This is a genomic window from Gemmobacter denitrificans (assembly GCF_036964905.1).
GTDB lineage: Bacteria > Pseudomonadota > Alphaproteobacteria > Rhodobacterales > Rhodobacteraceae > Gemmobacter > Gemmobacter denitrificans.
In genome coordinates, this window is record NZ_JBALHR010000012.1 from 21,257 (window position 1) to 35,013 (window position 13,757).

General features: G+C 63.3%; 15 protein-coding genes. 3 read left to right on the top strand and 12 right to left on the bottom strand.

All coding sequences use genetic code 11. The features are described from left to right. Window positions 1-48 precede the first annotated feature (48 nt). Both V6590_RS16260 and mgtE read right to left on the bottom strand, forming a co-directional pair. Window positions 49-597, bottom strand: a complete 549-nt coding sequence (locus tag V6590_RS16260; protein WP_335424732.1) for a 5-formyltetrahydrofolate cyclo-ligase — start codon at window positions 595-597, stop codon at window positions 49-51. Then, on the bottom strand, window positions 594-1,973 hold the full coding sequence (mgtE, locus tag V6590_RS16265; RefSeq protein WP_335424733.1) for a magnesium transporter: 1,380 nt from the start codon (window positions 1,971-1,973) through the stop codon (window positions 594-596). Before mgtE ends, V6590_RS16260 begins: the two co-directional genes overlap by 4 nt. A 120-nt stretch (window positions 1,974-2,093) precedes the next feature. Here mgtE and guaD point away from each other — a divergent pair, with 120 nt between their 5' ends. Then, the gene (gene guaD, locus V6590_RS16270) at window positions 2,094-3,371 is read left to right on the top strand and encodes a guanine deaminase (RefSeq protein ID WP_335424734.1); all 1,278 of its coding nucleotides are present in this window, start codon (window positions 2,094-2,096) and stop codon (window positions 3,369-3,371) included. A 32-nt stretch (window positions 3,372-3,403) separates the two neighbouring features. Here guaD and V6590_RS16275 read toward each other — a convergent pair whose 3' ends face one another. The 4 genes from V6590_RS16275 to V6590_RS16290 all read right to left on the bottom strand — a co-directional run bounded on the left by V6590_RS16275 (window position 3,404) and on the right by V6590_RS16290 (window position 6,477). After that, on the bottom strand, window positions 3,404-3,721 hold the full coding sequence (locus tag V6590_RS16275; RefSeq protein ID WP_335424735.1) for a hypothetical protein: 318 nt from the start codon (window positions 3,719-3,721) through the stop codon (window positions 3,404-3,406). A 67-nt stretch (window positions 3,722-3,788) separates the two neighbouring features. Next, entirely contained in the window at window positions 3,789-5,135 is a 1,347-nt protein-coding gene (locus V6590_RS16280) for an 8-oxoguanine deaminase (protein ID WP_335424736.1), read from the bottom strand. A gap of 112 nt (window positions 5,136-5,247) precedes the next feature. Continuing rightward, a complete protein-coding gene (locus tag V6590_RS16285) occupies window positions 5,248-6,048 on the bottom strand; it encodes an inositol monophosphatase family protein (protein WP_335424737.1) in 801 nt (266 codons plus the stop codon). A gap of 66 nt (window positions 6,049-6,114) precedes the next feature. After that, entirely contained in the window at window positions 6,115-6,477 is a 363-nt protein-coding gene (locus V6590_RS16290) for a helix-turn-helix domain-containing protein (protein ID WP_335424738.1), read from the bottom strand. Window positions 6,478-6,789: 312 nt separating this feature from the next. On the opposite strand from V6590_RS16290, the gene V6590_RS16295 reads away from it, so the two are divergent. Then, window positions 6,790-7,752, top strand: coding sequence for an NADPH:quinone oxidoreductase family protein (locus tag V6590_RS16295; protein ID WP_335424739.1), 963 nt, complete (start codon window positions 6,790-6,792; stop codon window positions 7,750-7,752). A gap of 9 nt (window positions 7,753-7,761) precedes the next feature. On the opposite strand, the gene V6590_RS16300 is transcribed toward V6590_RS16295, so the two are convergent. From V6590_RS16300 to V6590_RS16325, 6 genes are all read right to left on the bottom strand, one after another. Next, window positions 7,762-8,739 (bottom strand): Gfo/Idh/MocA family protein, encoded by a 978-nt coding sequence (locus V6590_RS16300; RefSeq protein ID WP_335424740.1) that lies wholly within the window; start codon window positions 8,737-8,739, stop codon window positions 7,762-7,764. Between the two features lie 97 nt (window positions 8,740-8,836). Beyond that, complete coding sequence (locus V6590_RS16305) at window positions 8,837-9,457, bottom strand: class I SAM-dependent methyltransferase (protein WP_335424741.1); 621 nt, start codon at window positions 9,455-9,457, stop codon at window positions 8,837-8,839. Next, the gene (locus tag V6590_RS16310; protein WP_335424742.1) at window positions 9,447-10,208 is read right to left on the bottom strand and encodes a CDP-alcohol phosphatidyltransferase family protein; all 762 of its coding nucleotides are present in this window, start codon (window positions 10,206-10,208) and stop codon (window positions 9,447-9,449) included. The genes V6590_RS16305 and V6590_RS16310 overlap by 11 nt, the downstream gene beginning before the upstream one ends. A gap of 3 nt (window positions 10,209-10,211) precedes the next feature. After that, window positions 10,212-10,916, bottom strand: a complete 705-nt coding sequence (locus tag V6590_RS16315; protein ID WP_335424743.1) for a phosphatidylserine decarboxylase — start codon at window positions 10,914-10,916, stop codon at window positions 10,212-10,214. Window positions 10,917-11,210: 294 nt separating this feature from the next. After that, window positions 11,211-12,104 (bottom strand): RNA polymerase sigma factor RpoH, encoded by an 894-nt coding sequence (rpoH, locus tag V6590_RS16320; protein ID WP_335424744.1) that lies wholly within the window; start codon window positions 12,102-12,104, stop codon window positions 11,211-11,213. 228 nt (window positions 12,105-12,332) lie between these two features. Continuing rightward, window positions 12,333-13,394, bottom strand: coding sequence for an RluA family pseudouridine synthase (locus V6590_RS16325; RefSeq protein ID WP_335424745.1), 1,062 nt, complete (start codon window positions 13,392-13,394; stop codon window positions 12,333-12,335). Between V6590_RS16325 and V6590_RS16330 the strand changes: the two genes are divergently transcribed. Then, window positions 13,393-13,698, top strand: a complete 306-nt coding sequence (locus tag V6590_RS16330) for a DUF6476 family protein (protein WP_335424746.1) — start codon at window positions 13,393-13,395, stop codon at window positions 13,696-13,698. The genes V6590_RS16325 and V6590_RS16330 overlap by 2 nt on opposite strands. Window positions 13,699-13,757 lie beyond the last annotated feature (59 nt).

The following is a 13,757-nucleotide window of genomic DNA, read 5'->3' on the forward strand; positions in this document are numbered from 1 at the left end:
CCGTTTGCCCCCCCGGAGGATTTTTGGGCCACGATAAAGGGGCAGCGATCAGAAGGTCACGATGCCCTGTTCGGTGATGATCGCATCCAGCCGCTGATCGGTGGCTTCAATGGGGACTTCGGGCAGTTCCTGCGCCGCGAAGGCAAAGCCGATGGCCAAAGTCGGACGTTTGGCGCGCAGGCCTTCCAGTGTGCGGTCATAGAAGCCGCCGCCATAGCCCAGCCGAAAGCCGCGCCGGTCCCAGCCCACCAAGGGCACGATCAGCACCTCGGGATCGATCCAGGCACCTTCCTTCGGGATGAAGGCACCAAAATCGCCTTCGATCATGGCACAGCCCGGGGTCCATTCGCGGAACTTCAGCGCCTGACCCGGGCCCAGGATCACCGGTACGCCGACCGGCCCGGCATGGGCTGCCATGGCCGCGATGGGGTCGATCTCCGTGCGCATCGCCATGTAACCGGCCAGGGGGCGATGGCGATGCGGGGCAAGGAAATCGGCCAGCAACTGCGCGGCCTGCCCCTGCCCTGCGGCAAAGGCGGATTTGCGGGCGGCGAAAGCGGCCTTGCGGGCGGCAGATTTGGTATCGGTAATGGTCATATCAGGATCATGCTGGCGAGGCCGAGAAAGGCAAAAAAGCCCACGACATCGGTGATGGTTGTCACGAAAGTGCCAGATGACAATGCCGGATCGAAGCCCAGCCGGTCGAGCAAAAGCGGCACAACCGTGCCCGCCAGCGCCGCGGTGAACAGATTGAACACCAGCGCCGCGCCCAATACCCCCCCCAGCAGCCCAGAACCATAAATCCCCCAGCCCACGCCCCCCATGACCAGCGCGAAGGCGCAGCCATTCACCAGCCCCACCCCGGCCTCGCGCCGGATGACCCGCCAGGCATTGGACCCGGTCAGATCGCGGGTGGCCAGCGCCCGCACCGCCACGGTCAGCGACTGGGTGCCTGCATTGCCCCCCATGGAGGCCACGATCGGCATCAGCGCGGCCAGAACCACCAACCCGGAAATCGTGCCTTCGAACTGCGCAATCACCAGCGCGGCCAGATTGGCCGCCACCAGATTGATGAAAAGCCAGGGAATGCGGCGGCGCACGGTGGCCAGCACCCCGTCGGAGAGCGAGCTTTCATCCCCCACCCCTGCGAGGCGCAGCATGTCTTCTTCGTGTTCCTCATCCAGCACGTTCATCGCGTCATCAATGGTGATGACACCGACCAGCCGCCCGCCCTCATCCACAACGGGGCAGGAAATCAGGTGATACTGGTTGAAGATATAGGCGACCTCGGCCTCTTCTTCCGTCGCCTCGATGGTGCGGAAACTGTCTTCCACAATGTCGCGCAAGGCGATTTCGCGGCGCGAGGACAAAAGCCGCCCCAGGGTGACATAGCCCTGCGGCCGCATCCGCGGATCGACCAGGATCACATGGTAGAACTGATCGGGCAGCCATTCGGCACCGCGCAGGTGATCGATGGTTTCACCCACTGTCCAATGCGCGGGGGCCACGACCACTTCGCGCTGCATCAGGCGGCCTGCCGAATATTCGGGATAGGCCATCGCCTGTTCGACAGCAGCACGATCGGCCGCTGTCAGCGCCGAGAGGATGATGGCCTGTTCCGGGGCCTCCAGATCCTCCAGAATATCCACCACATCGTCGGTCTCAAGATCGCGGACCGCTTCGGCCAGAACATCATGCGGCAGGGCGCCGATCACCTCTTCGCGGATCGAATCATCGATTTCCGACAGGATGTCGCCATCCATTTCGCCGCTGTAAAGCCGCAGGAAATCGCGCCGGTCGGCGGGTGCCATCTGCTCCAGCAGGTCGGCAATGTCGGCTGCGTGCAGCGGTTCGACCAGACCGGTCAGCCGCGCAGCATCGCCAGCCTCGACTGCAGCACGAATCGCGGCCACCCGGCGCGGATCAAGCGGTTCGTCCTCTGTCTCTGCTGAAAATGAGTCAAACTCTGCCATGCGATCCCCTGCCCGATTGCCGCGACCTTAGGATAAGCTGTTTCAAAGAAACAGGGTGCAGGCGGAAATTTACCCTTGGCGCGAAAGACCCTAATCTGCGCTGCGCAACAGGAGACGGGCATGGCGGAACTGATCTTGGGCCGGGTGCTGCATTTCAAGGCCGATCCTTTCGAGGCTGGCCCGGATGCCGCGCGGGTGGATGAAGGCGTGGTGGTGGCAGACGGGCACATCCGGGCTGTGGGTGCGGCCGATGCCCTGCGGCGCGACTGGCCGCAAGCCAAGGTCACCGATATGGGCGGGCATCTGATTTCTGCCGGCTTTGTCGATGCCCATGTGCATTACCCCCAGACTGCGATCATCGCGAGCTGGGGCAAGCGGCTGATCGACTGGCTGAACACCTATACCTTCCCCGAAGAGATGCGGCTGGCCGATCCGGCCTATGCCCAGACCATCGCCACCCGCTATCTGGATCTCACCCTGGCCGAAGGGACCACATCGGTCTGTTCCTATGCCACGATCCACCCGGCATCGGTGGATGCGCTGATGCAGGCGGCACAGGCGCGCGGGCAGCGGATCTGGACGGGCAAGACCTGCATGGATCGCAATGCCCCCGAAGGCCTGCGCGATACCGCGCAATCCGCCCATGATGACAGTGCGGCATTGCTGGCAAAATGGCATGGGGTGGACCGGCTGTCCTATGTGATCACACCGCGGTTCTCCCCCACATCCAGCCCCGAACAGCTTGAAGCCCTGGGCGCGCTCTGGGCCGCGCATCCCGACTGCCTGATGCAGACGCATCTGAGCGAGCAGATCGATGAAATTGCCTGGGTCAGGGGCCTGTTTCCCGAGGCGCGGGATTATCTGGACACCTATGAACGCTTTGGCCTGCTGGGGACGGGGGGGCTGTATGGCCATGCCATCCATCTGGAACCGCGCGAAATCTGTCGCCTGCGCGAAGTGGATGCCAGCCTGATCCATTGCCCGACATCGAACACTTTCATCGGATCAGGCCTGTTCGACATGGGCGGGCTGAAGACGGCGGGCCTGCGCATCGGATTGGCCACCGATACCGGGGGCGGGTCGTCCTTTTCCATGCTGCGGACCATGGCAGCGGCCTATGAAGTCGCGCAACTGAAGGGCCGCGCATTGCATCCGGCCGAATTGTGGTGGCTGGCCACTATGGGATCGGCGCAGGCCCTGCGGGCCGGGCATCAGATCGGCAACATCGCACCGGGGATGGAGGCCGATCTGATTGCGGTCGATCTGGGCTCCACCCCCGCCATCGCACAGGCCAGCGCGCGGGCAAACACTCTGTGGCAGGCGTTGTTTCCCACCATCATGATGGGCGATGACCGGGCGATCAGCGCGGTGTGGATCGCAGGTGCCCGGCGCAAATAGGCAGGCTAGGCCTAACAGCGAGGCCGCGCCGGTCAGTCTTCGATCAGGCCCCAGCCATCGGGGGTGAAATCGAACCCCAAAGCGATCTCGGTGGCGATTTTCTCATGGGTCCAGATGGTTTCGGCGGTGATCTTCACCGGGCCGATCAGGGCATCCAGCAAGTCTTCATCCTCATCCCGCTGGGTGCGGAACCCTTTGGCCTGCAGGGCGCGTTCCAGCCCGTCCCAATCGGCATCCACGTCTTCGGGGTAGAACTGATAGGTGATCACGGCTTGTTCGGGCGCCTCGTTCGCGAAGGAAGCGAAGCTTTCAAGGGTTTCCGCCCTTTGGGCCTTGTAGTCATGGGTCATCGGTTTGCTCCGTGCTGCTGGGTCCGGTGATGCCCGTTCGACGCCGGTTCTGCAAGCTTTGGCAGGATTACAGCCCGGCCAGACGGCGGGCCAGGCGGTTCTGGGTTTCGACCACCCGGCCCAGATCAATCGTGGTCATCTGGCCATCGCGCACGATCTGACGGCCCTCAACGAACAGATCGCGCACCCGTGTCGGGCCGCACAGGATCAGCGCCGCAACTGGATTCCAAGCCCCCGCCGCCTCGATCCCGCGCAGATCCCAGATCGCCACATCAGCCCGCTGCCCGGGGGCAAGGCTGCCGCAATCGCTGCGCCCCAACACCTGTGCGCCGCCCAGCGTGGCGATCTCCAGCGCCTCGCGCGCCGACATGGCATCGGCCCCCCGTGCCACACGCTGTAACAGCAGGGCCTGCCGCGCCTCGGCCATCAGGTTTCCGGCATCGTTGCTGGCCGATCCATCGACCCCGAGACCCAGTTTCACCCCCGCATCGCGCATGGCGCGCACTGGCGCTATACCCGACCCAAGGCGACAATTCGAACATGGGCAATGGGCAACACCGGTTCTGCTCTGGGCAAAATTTGTGATTTCCGAACTATCCAGCTTGACGCAATGGGCATGCCAGACGTCGGGCCCTGTCCAGCCCAGATCTTCGGCATATTGCCCCGGTCGGCAGCCGAAGCGGGCCAGGGAATAGGCGATATCTTCGTCATTTTCCGCCAGATGGGTGTGCAGCATGACCCCTTTTTCGCGGGCCAGCACGGCAGCGTCGCGCATCAGATCGCGACTGACCGAGAAGGGCGAACAGGGGGCAAGGCCAACGCGGACCATGGCACCATCCGATGGATCGTGGAACGCATCAACCACGCGGATGCAATCCTTCAGGATCGCGGCCTCGGCTTCTACCAGACTGTCGGGGGGCAGGCCACCTGCGCTTTCCCCGATGCTCATGGCCCCACGCGTCGGGTGAAAGCGCAACCCGACATCGCGCGCCGCAGCGATGGTGTCATCCAGCCGCGCGCCATTTGGATAAAGATACAGATGATCCGAGGTCAGGCTGCAGCCCGACAGAGCCAGTTCGGCCAGACCGATCTGGGCCGAAACAAACATCTCTTCGGGGCCAAAGCGCGCCCAGATCGGATAGAGCGTCTTGAGCCAGCCGAAAAGCAGCGCATCCTGCCCGCCCGGTACGGCGCGCGTCAGGGTCTGATACAGGTGGTGGTGAGTATTCACCAAACCGGGCGTCACGACACAGCCCGCCGCCTCTACCACCGTGCCGGATGTGGTCAAGCCCTGCCCGACTTCTGTGATCACACCGCCACGAATGCGCACATCGCCACTGGCAATTTCACGCCGCCCGGCATCCATCGTGACAACAGCATCGGCCTTGCGGATCAGGATTTCGGTCTGTGTCATGCACGAGTCCCCCGTTTGGTGAAACGCCCCTTCGGAAGCCCTGTGGACGCGCGACAGAAGGGGGAAGGACTCGCCGCGTCGCGGTCAATCTAGCGCGCGGCGCGGCAAAGGGTCAACCGTTCAGCACCGCCAGGGCGGCGGCATGCACATCGGGGCAGCTTGCCGCCAGAATGCGCCCGCCCTGCGGGGCGGGTTGGCCCTGCCAATCGGTCACCACGCCACCCGCCGCTGTGATCACGGCAATCGGGGCCTGCACATCATAAGCCTGCAGCCCGGCCTCGACCACCAGATCGATATGACCCGCCGCCAGCAGCGCATAGGCGTAGCAATCCGTTCCATAGCGTGTCAGCCGACATTGGCGCGCCAGACGGTGAAAGGCCGCAGCTTCATCAGCGGTGCCAACCTCGGGGAAGGTGGACATGATCAGGCAATCGGCCAAGGCGCGCGGCCCGCGCGTCGCAAGGGCGCGCTGCCAATGCGGCCCTTGCATCTGGGCCCGCCCAAAGCCACCTTCGAACCGTTCGCCAATATAGGGCTGGTCGATGATCCCGTAGATCGGACCGGTTTCATCCGCGACCGAGATCAGAACCCCCCAGGTGGGTGTGCCGGCAAGATAGGATCTTGTGCCGTCAATGGGATCGAGCACCCATGTCAGGCCAGTGGTTCCGGCCTGTGACCCGCGCTCTTCGCCCAGAATACCATCCTGCGGACGCCGCTGCGCCAGAATGGCACGCATCCTGTCTTCGCTCAGCCGGTCGGCCACGGTCACAGGATCGAACCGCTGGCTTTCCTTGGATTCCGCCGTCAGCGCCAGCGATCGGAAATGCACCAAGGTCGCCTCGCGCGCCGCGTCGGCCAGAGCGTGCGCAACATCAATCAGTTCCGCACGCGTTTCGTTTGAAAGCTCTGCCATGGTTCACCCTTCCCACCGGACGAGACAGGCTAGCCCGTCCGGTGCAAGGGGGCAAGACGCTGGCGATCAGGCCGCGTCGCTCAGCACGCGGGCCAGATCGAACAGGCGGCGGCGCTGTGCCTCGGGAATTGCATAATAGGACCGCACCAGTTCCAGTGCTTCCTTGTCGGCCAGGATATCGCCTTCCACCGGACCTGCGGTTTCGCGGGTCTCGTCGATGCCTTCGAAGAAGAAGCCGATATTCACGCCCAGCGTATCTGCAATATCCCACAGGCGCGACGCGCTGACGCGGTTCATGCCGGTTTCGTATTTCTGGATCTGCTGGAACTTGATCCCGACACGGTCAGCCAGTTGTTGCTGCGTCATGCCGATCATCCAGCGACGGTGCCGGATTCGCTTGCCAACATGCGCATCCACTGGGTGCTTCATATGCTTAACTCCTTGATCATGGGCTTCAACCCTTCCGCGAAAGGGCGTGGCATTGGCAGCCGCATCCCTACACTATGCCATGTTTCCCATGTATTCCACGCAACTTGTGATCGCAGTAGCTGTCTTTTAGGATAGATGCAGCTATACGAATGAACAAGTTTATGGAAAATCGCTTGGCTACCTTGGGTTGCGAGCCGCGGTAACGTTACGTCACAAAACCCGCAGCGCGGCAATTAGGGCTGATCCCGTGGGTTGGACAAGAGAATCAGCCCCCTTACTATCGCCGGGAAACACCCATGCGACGAGGATATGATGCGCGCATTTCAACTGGCCGCGACGGGATCCCAACCTGATTTTGCAGAAATCCCTCTCCCGCCTCCGGGGCCGGGTGAGCTGCGTGTGCAGATTGCCGCCTGCGGCCTGAACTTTGCCGATCTGCTGATGATCGACGGCAAGTATCAGGATATCCCCGCCCTGCCCTTTACCATGGGGATGGAACTTGCCGGGACGGTTACCGAGATCGGGGCCGGAGTGACAGGCTTTGCCCCAGGGGATCGCGTCGCCTGTTTTGCCGGACAGGGAGGATTGGCGCCCGAGGGGAATTTCGCGGCCCATCGTTGCCTGCGCCTGCCCGGCACCATGGATTTCGTCACCGCTGCGGCCTTTCAGATTGCCTATGGCACGTCGCACCTGGCCCTGGATCACAAAGCGCGGCTGCAGCCGGGGGAAACATTGTTCGTCACCGGGGCGGCAGGTGGCGTCGGGCTGACAGCGGTTGAAATCGGCAAACGCATGGGCGCAAGGGTGATTGCATCGGCCCGAGGCGCAGAAAAGCTTGCCGTCGCCCGAGCGGCGGGGGCTGATGTGCTGATTGACAGCGAAAGCCCCGATCTGCGTGGTCAGTTGAAGGCGCTTGGCGGCATCGACGTCATGTATGACAGTGTCGGCGGCCCCGCATTCATGGAGGCCCTGCGCGCCACACGGCCCGAAGGTCGCCTGCTGGCGATCGGCTTTGCCGGGGGCGATGTGCCGCAGGTTCCCGCCAATCTGCTGTTGGTGAAGAACCTTTCGGTCATGGGTCTCTACTGGGGGGGCTATCTGACCTTCCGCCCCGATGTTCTGACTGCCAGCCTTGCAACATTGGCGCAATGGATCGCAGAGGGCAGCCTGCACCCCCATGTCAGCCAGACCTTTCCTCTGGAACAGGCCGCAGATGCGCTGGCCTGCCTGAAGGCACGCAGATCGACGGGCAAGGTCGTGGTGACCATGGGCTAGGCCGCTGGATCAGATCGCGCGACCCACCGCAAAGATCTGGTCGATCATCTGCTGCGTCCCTTTCGAAAACTCCAGCGGGCAAGGATAACCGCCGCCATCGCGGATCGCACGGCCAAAGGCCTCAACCTGCAGGACATAGTGGTTCAAAGCCGGAAAGCGGAACAATTCCATGTGGTTCGGGTTGCGGTGCAAGGTCACCTGCGCTTCGCCGAACAGGCCTGCATTGAACGGCGCGGTTACCCGGATCAAGCCGCGCTCGCCCTGAAACACCACCTCTTGCCGGGGGAAAAGCCGCATGGATGTTATCGCGGAATAAGTGAATCGGCCCTGCGGCCCCGCCATTTCGCCTGTCACCTGTGCCCAGGTATCGACCCCGTTTTCCAGCCGCAGCCGCGCCTCCAGCGCCACGGGTTCCGCACGCGCGGCAAACCGGACCGAACCATAGGTATAGACCCCGATATCCCGAATCCCGCCGCCGCCGGTTTCCGGGCGGTTGCGTATATTGCCCGGATCAGCGCGGTTGTCATAGCTGAAGGCCGTATCGACATGATCGATCCGACCGATTTCCCCCGCATCGATCAGATCGCGCACCTTCTGCCATTGCGGGTGATGCACGATCATATAGGCCTCGGCCACCTGCAGCCCGCTGGCATCGCGGGCCGCAATCAGCTGATCAAACTCGGCCGCCTGCATCACCATCGGCTTTTCGGTCAGCACATGCTTGCCCGCCGCAATGGCCTTCAGCGACCATTCCAGATGCAGGTGATTGGGCAGGGGAATATAGACCGCGTCGATTCCTGGATCGGCCAGCAAGGCATCATAGCTGCCATGAACATGAAGATCGGGGCAGAACGCCCGGAAACCATTCGATTTTTCCGCATCTCTTGTGGCCAGCGCCACAAGGCGCGCGCCCTCTGCGGCATGGATCGCAGGCCCCATGTGCACCCGTGCGAATTTCGCCGCACCCAGAATTCCCCAGCGGATCATCTGCTCCCCCATCATGGTCCCCCGCCCGCAAGGTAAGCAGGGCGGCTTTGGGCGGCAATGGGAAATGTTGGCGCTAACGACTGGCGCACAACCGCGATCAGGCCACCCGGCGCAACCGCAGATAGGTCATCATGCCAAAAGGCGGCAACCCGTCTTCCTCGACCAGCTGCAACCGGATATCGCCCAGCACCCGGGCGCGTTCGAAATCACTGTGCCAGCCCAGCAGATCGGACAGCGGGGCAAACAGACGTTCGACCCGCGCCATCAGGCCCTTACCCTCGGCGGCGAAATGGTTGGTCACCAGCACATGCCCGCCCACCCGGCAAACCCGAGCCATTTCAGCCATCACCCGTTCGGGTTCGGGCACGACCGACAGGATGTGCATGGCACAAACGCTGTCAAAGCTCTGGTCGGGAAAGGCCAGATCGCGCGCATCCATCTGTTGCAGCGCACGCACCTGCCGCAACCCCTGTTCCCGCACCTTCTGCCGGGCCTTGGCCAGCATGTCTTCTGAAAAATCGACACCAGTCACCTGCATATGCGGCGCATAGAACGGCAGGGCGAGCCCGGTGCCCACCCCCACTTCCAGCACCGATCCGCCCACCTGATTGGCAAAGCCGGTGGCACGGCGGCGGCCGGCATTGGTCACCGCCCCGAAGGTCCGGTCATAGACCGGTGCCCAGCGGGCATAGCTTTTGGCGACGGCTTCAAGCTCCATCGAGCGGTTCCTCTTCTTCGATCGGGGGGGAGGTGCCGCGCATCAGGCTGACAAGCACGACAATCAGATAGCCCAGATCCACCGCCACCAGCGTGACCCAGGGATAGGCCAGCATCGCCGCAATCAGCGCGACAAAGCCCAGCAGGATATAGCGCACATAGCGCGCGGCAAAGCTGACCTGCTTGAACGAAGGGGTACGGAAACGCCCGACCATCATGCCGCCCACCAGCGCCATATACAGTGCGATCAGCCCGCCATGAAACGGTTCCGTCTGAAGGGTGAAGGCCAGAAACATCGGCAGGAAAACCAGCATGGCCCCGGCGGGCGAAGGCACGCCCTGAAAACCGGTCTGCTCGGCGGTCTTGTCGATGGCGCGATTGCCCAGATTGAACCGCGCCAGCCGCATCAGGCAGGCCACCACATAGACCAGCACTGCAATCCAGCCAGCGGCCTTCATGTCCTGCAGCGCCCAAAGCCAGATGATGAATCCCGGCGCCACGCCGAAATTCACGAAATCGCAGAGCGAATCCAGTTCCGCACCGATCTGGCTTTCGCTGCGCAGCAGCCGGGCCAGACGGCCATCCAGCCCATCCAGAATGGCGGCCAGCAGGATCAGCGCGACGGCCAGCTTGAAATGCCCCTCCACCGCGAAACGGATGGCTGTAACGCCTGCGCAGAGCGCGCTGACCGTCATCAGATTGGGCAACAGGCGCACCAGCGGCAGGCGGCGTTCCGGGCGGTCGGTGGTCATGGCTTACACCAGTTTCGCGTGGCGCTGCGGCAGGTCGCGGCCCAATTCCGCGATCAACGTTTCTCCGGCGATGCAGGTCTGACCAACGGCGACCAGCGGCTGCACACCCTCGGGCAAGTACGTATCCACCCGGCTGCCAAAGCGGATCAGGCCAAAGCGTTCGCCGGTCTTCAGCCCTTGCCCTTCATTCACGAAGGGCACGATCCGGCGGGCCACCAGCCCGGCAATCTGCACAACAGCGATCTGGCGGCCATCGGCCAGTTCCAGACACAGGCTGTTGCGTTCATTGTCTTCCGACGCCTTGTCCAGCGAGGCATTCAGAAACTTGCCGGGGCGATAGGCCATCTTCACCAGCCGGGCGGCGATCGGCGCGCGGTTCACATGGCAGTTGAAGACCGACATGAAGACCGAAACCCGCAGCATCGGCGCATCGCCCATGCCCAGTTCGGGCGGTGGAACGGCGCGTTCGATCAGCGACACGACGCCATCAGCGGGGGAAACCATCAGCCCTTCGCCCTGTGGCACGGCGCGCTTGGGATCGCGGAAGAAGTAATAGCACCAGACTGTCAGCCCGACCCCGATCCAACCCAGCGGTTCCCAGAGCCAGAACAGGACCAGCGTGATCGCGGCAAAGATCGCCACGAACTTGATCCCTTCCGGGTGCATCGGCTTGATGAAGGTCTTCAGCATGTCGGTCGGGTCGCTCATGGTCTCTTGTCCTTGATCCGTTTGCACCCTTGGTAGTGACTGCGGCGCGGGGGTTCAACGCCCGCCCTGCGATCCGACTCGATCCGCGCCAAGGCGCGGGCGGATTGCGACGCTTTGAACGGTAAATGCGACGCGATGTAAACCCCTTGACGCAAGGGATCGCAACTTTCACGCGAAAGTCAGCGCAAGGTTGGAGCAGATACCGCCAAGGCGCGCTTCCAGAGGGCAAATTCCGGCCCGCAATGCAAAAGGGGCAGCCGATGGCCGCCCCCGCCCGATGCCGTGCTGGTCATGTCAGGCGTCGATCAGCATGCCTTTGCCGCGCGCCAGTTCCTTCATCCGGGCTTGCAGCTTTTCGAAGGCCCGCACTTCGATCTGGCGGATACGCTCGCGCGAGACGCCATAGCTTTCTGACAGGTCTTCCAGCGTGACCGGTTCATCGGCCAGACGGCGCTGTACCAGAATGTCCTTTTCGCGGTCATTCAGCACATTCATCGCCTCGGCCAGCAGGGCGCGGCGGGCATCCAACTCGTCGCGCTCGGCATAGGCGCCGGCCTGATCGCTGTCTTCATCCTCCAGCCAGTCCTGCCATTGCGCGCCGCCCTCTTCGCTGCCCACCGTGGCATTGAGCGAGGCGTCAGAGCCCGACAGGCGGCGATTCATGTCGATCACCTCGGCCTCGCTGACCGAAAGGTCCTTGGCGATCTGGGCCAGGTTTTCCGGACGCAAATCGCCCTCTTCCAGCGCGCCGACCTTTGCCTTGGCCTTGCGCAGATTGAAGAACAGCTTTTTCTGCGCGCTTGTCGTGCCCAGCTTCACCAGGCTCCAGGACCGCAGGATGTATTCCTGGATGCTGGCGCGGATCCACCACATTGCATAGGTGGCCAGACGGAAGCCCTTTTCGGGATCAAAGCGCTTGACCGCCTGCATCAGGCCGACATTGGCCTCCGAGATCACCTCGGCCTGCGGCAGACCATAGCCGCGATAGCCCATGGCGATCTTGGCCGCCAGACGCAGGTGGCTGGTCACCAGCTTGTGCGCCGCCGCCGGGTCCTGATGATCGACCCAGCGTTTGGCCAGCATATATTCCTGTTCCGGCTCCAGCAGCGGAAACTTGCGGATTTCCTGCATATAGCGGTTCAGACCCTGTTCCGGGCTGGGTGCGGGAAGATTGGTATAGGTACTCATTCTCTGACCCCCTTCAGGCGCCCCTGCGGATGTGTTCCCCGCATGCAGCGCCCAGTCTAGGACCGGGTCAGGCAACCCGCAACCATTGCGTGCAGCCCTGACCCGTCACGTCCTGTTCAACGGCAGATGGGAATGTTCCGTCGGCAATATAAGATTTGTGTCAGAACTTTCACGCATCTGTGTGAAGGCCCCCGCAAGCCGCAGACCGGCGCACAGCCCGCCTTGTCCTTATCCGTCACGGCGCAACAGATCGACCAACGCCTGCATGTCGGGCGGCAGTGGTGCCTCGAACTGCAGGGTTTCACCGGTGACGGGGTGCAGAAAGCCCAGCGTTGCCGCATGCAGGGCCTGACGCGGAAACTGGTTCGCCGCCTCGGCCGCCGCATCGCCCACCGCCTTGGGTGCCACGCGCCGCTTGCCGCCATAGGTCTGATCGCCGATCAGCCCGTGGCCCGCATGGGCCATATGCACCCGGATCTGATGGGTCCGCCCGGTTTCCAGCCAGCATTCCACCAGCGCCGCAGTTTCGGGCGTGCCATAGATTTCCAGCACCCGAGCACGCGTGATGGCATGGCGGCCCTCGTTCCAGACCACGGCCTGCCGCTGCCTGTCGGTCTTGTGGCGGGCCAGATGGGTGGCGATGCGCAGGATACCGCCTTGTTCGAAACTTGCCCCCTTCACCCCGCGCAGACGCGGATCGGCGGCCGAAGGCACGCCATGCACCAAAGCCAGATAATGGCGGTTCACCGTATGCTTTTCGAACTGCCGGGCCAGCCCGTGATGGGCCCGGTCGGATTTGGCCACGACCAGCAGGCCCGAAGTGTCCTTGTCGATGCGATGCACGATGCCGGGGCGGCGCGCACCGCCCACCCCCGACAGCGCGCCGCCGAAGTGATGCAGCAGCGCATTCACCAGCGTGCCGCTGTAAGAGCCCGGTGCCGGATGAACCACCATGCCGACCGGCTTGTTCACCACGATCAGATCGGCATCTTCCCACAGGACATCCAGCGGAATGTCCTCAGGCAGGGTCGCCGCATCTTCGGCAACCTCGATGATCAGGTCATAGGCCTCACCCTCGGCCACCCGGGCCTTGGGATTGGTCACCGGCTGGCCATCGCGCAGCACATGCCCCGCTTCGATCATCTTCATCAGACGCGACCGCGACAGCGCGGCTTCCTCTGGCACTTCGCGCACCAAGGCCTTATCCAGACGGTCGGGCGGGTCTTCGCCGATCACCACACGCAACAAGCCCTCGGGCGCGTCGTCATCGTCTTCAAGGGGGCTGGTCATGGATGATCCTTCCGAACCGAACGTCTTTCCGCCCGAACTGCGCTGGCTTAAGCGGCTGGTGACGGGGCTGACGCTCACGCTGATTGCGGGCGTCATAACCATCGTCGGGCTGCTTGTCACCCGTCTGCCGCTGGGAAAGCCCGCCGCCCCCCCCCTGCCGGACAGCATTGCCCTGCCCGAAGGCGCGACGCCCGAGGCGATCACCCGGGGCCGCGACTGGATCGGCGTCGTGACCACCGATGGCCGGATGTTCGTCTTTACCCCCGACGGGCGGCTGACACAGGAAATCCTGATCCAGCGCTAAGGCATTTCCGACATCACCCTGTCGGACCCGGCCTTGCCCCGCCCCCTTGCCCCCGCCAG

What these genes read in the sequence shown, in the direction of transcription:
- V6590_RS16280 (WP_335424736.1), bottom strand. Translation starts at nt 5,135, where the DNA reads ATGACACAGACCGAAATCCTGATCCGCAAGGCCGATGCTGTTGTCACG.
- V6590_RS16260 (WP_335424732.1), bottom strand. Translation starts at nt 597, where the DNA reads ATGACCATTACCGATACCAAATCTGCCGCCCGCAAGGCCGCTTTCGCC.
- V6590_RS16315 (WP_335424743.1), bottom strand. Translation starts at nt 10,916, where the DNA reads ATGAGCGACCCGACCGACATGCTGAAGACCTTCATCAAGCCGATGCAC.
- V6590_RS16300 (WP_335424740.1), bottom strand. Translation starts at nt 8,739, where the DNA reads ATGATCCGCTGGGGAATTCTGGGTGCGGCGAAATTCGCACGGGTGCAC.
- V6590_RS16290 (WP_335424738.1), bottom strand. Translation starts at nt 6,477, where the DNA reads ATGAAGCACCCAGTGGATGCGCATGTTGGCAAGCGAATCCGGCACCGT.
- V6590_RS16285 (WP_335424737.1), bottom strand. Translation starts at nt 6,048, where the DNA reads ATGGCAGAGCTTTCAAACGAAACGCGTGCGGAACTGATTGATGTTGCG.
- V6590_RS16330 (WP_335424746.1), top strand. Translation starts at nt 13,393, where the DNA reads ATGGATGATCCTTCCGAACCGAACGTCTTTCCGCCCGAACTGCGCTGG.
- V6590_RS16275 (WP_335424735.1), bottom strand. Translation starts at nt 3,721, where the DNA reads ATGACCCATGACTACAAGGCCCAAAGGGCGGAAACCCTTGAAAGCTTC.
- guaD (WP_335424734.1), top strand. Translation starts at nt 2,094, where the DNA reads ATGGCGGAACTGATCTTGGGCCGGGTGCTGCATTTCAAGGCCGATCCT.
- mgtE (WP_335424733.1), bottom strand. Translation starts at nt 1,973, where the DNA reads ATGGCAGAGTTTGACTCATTTTCAGCAGAGACAGAGGACGAACCGCTT.
- rpoH (WP_335424744.1), bottom strand. Translation starts at nt 12,104, where the DNA reads ATGAGTACCTATACCAATCTTCCCGCACCCAGCCCGGAACAGGGTCTG.
- V6590_RS16325 (WP_335424745.1), bottom strand. Translation starts at nt 13,394, where the DNA reads ATGACCAGCCCCCTTGAAGACGATGACGACGCGCCCGAGGGCTTGTTG.
- V6590_RS16310 (WP_335424742.1), bottom strand. Translation starts at nt 10,208, where the DNA reads ATGACCACCGACCGCCCGGAACGCCGCCTGCCGCTGGTGCGCCTGTTG.
- V6590_RS16305 (WP_335424741.1), bottom strand. Translation starts at nt 9,457, where the DNA reads ATGGAGCTTGAAGCCGTCGCCAAAAGCTATGCCCGCTGGGCACCGGTC.
- V6590_RS16295 (WP_335424739.1), top strand. Translation starts at nt 6,790, where the DNA reads ATGCGCGCATTTCAACTGGCCGCGACGGGATCCCAACCTGATTTTGCA.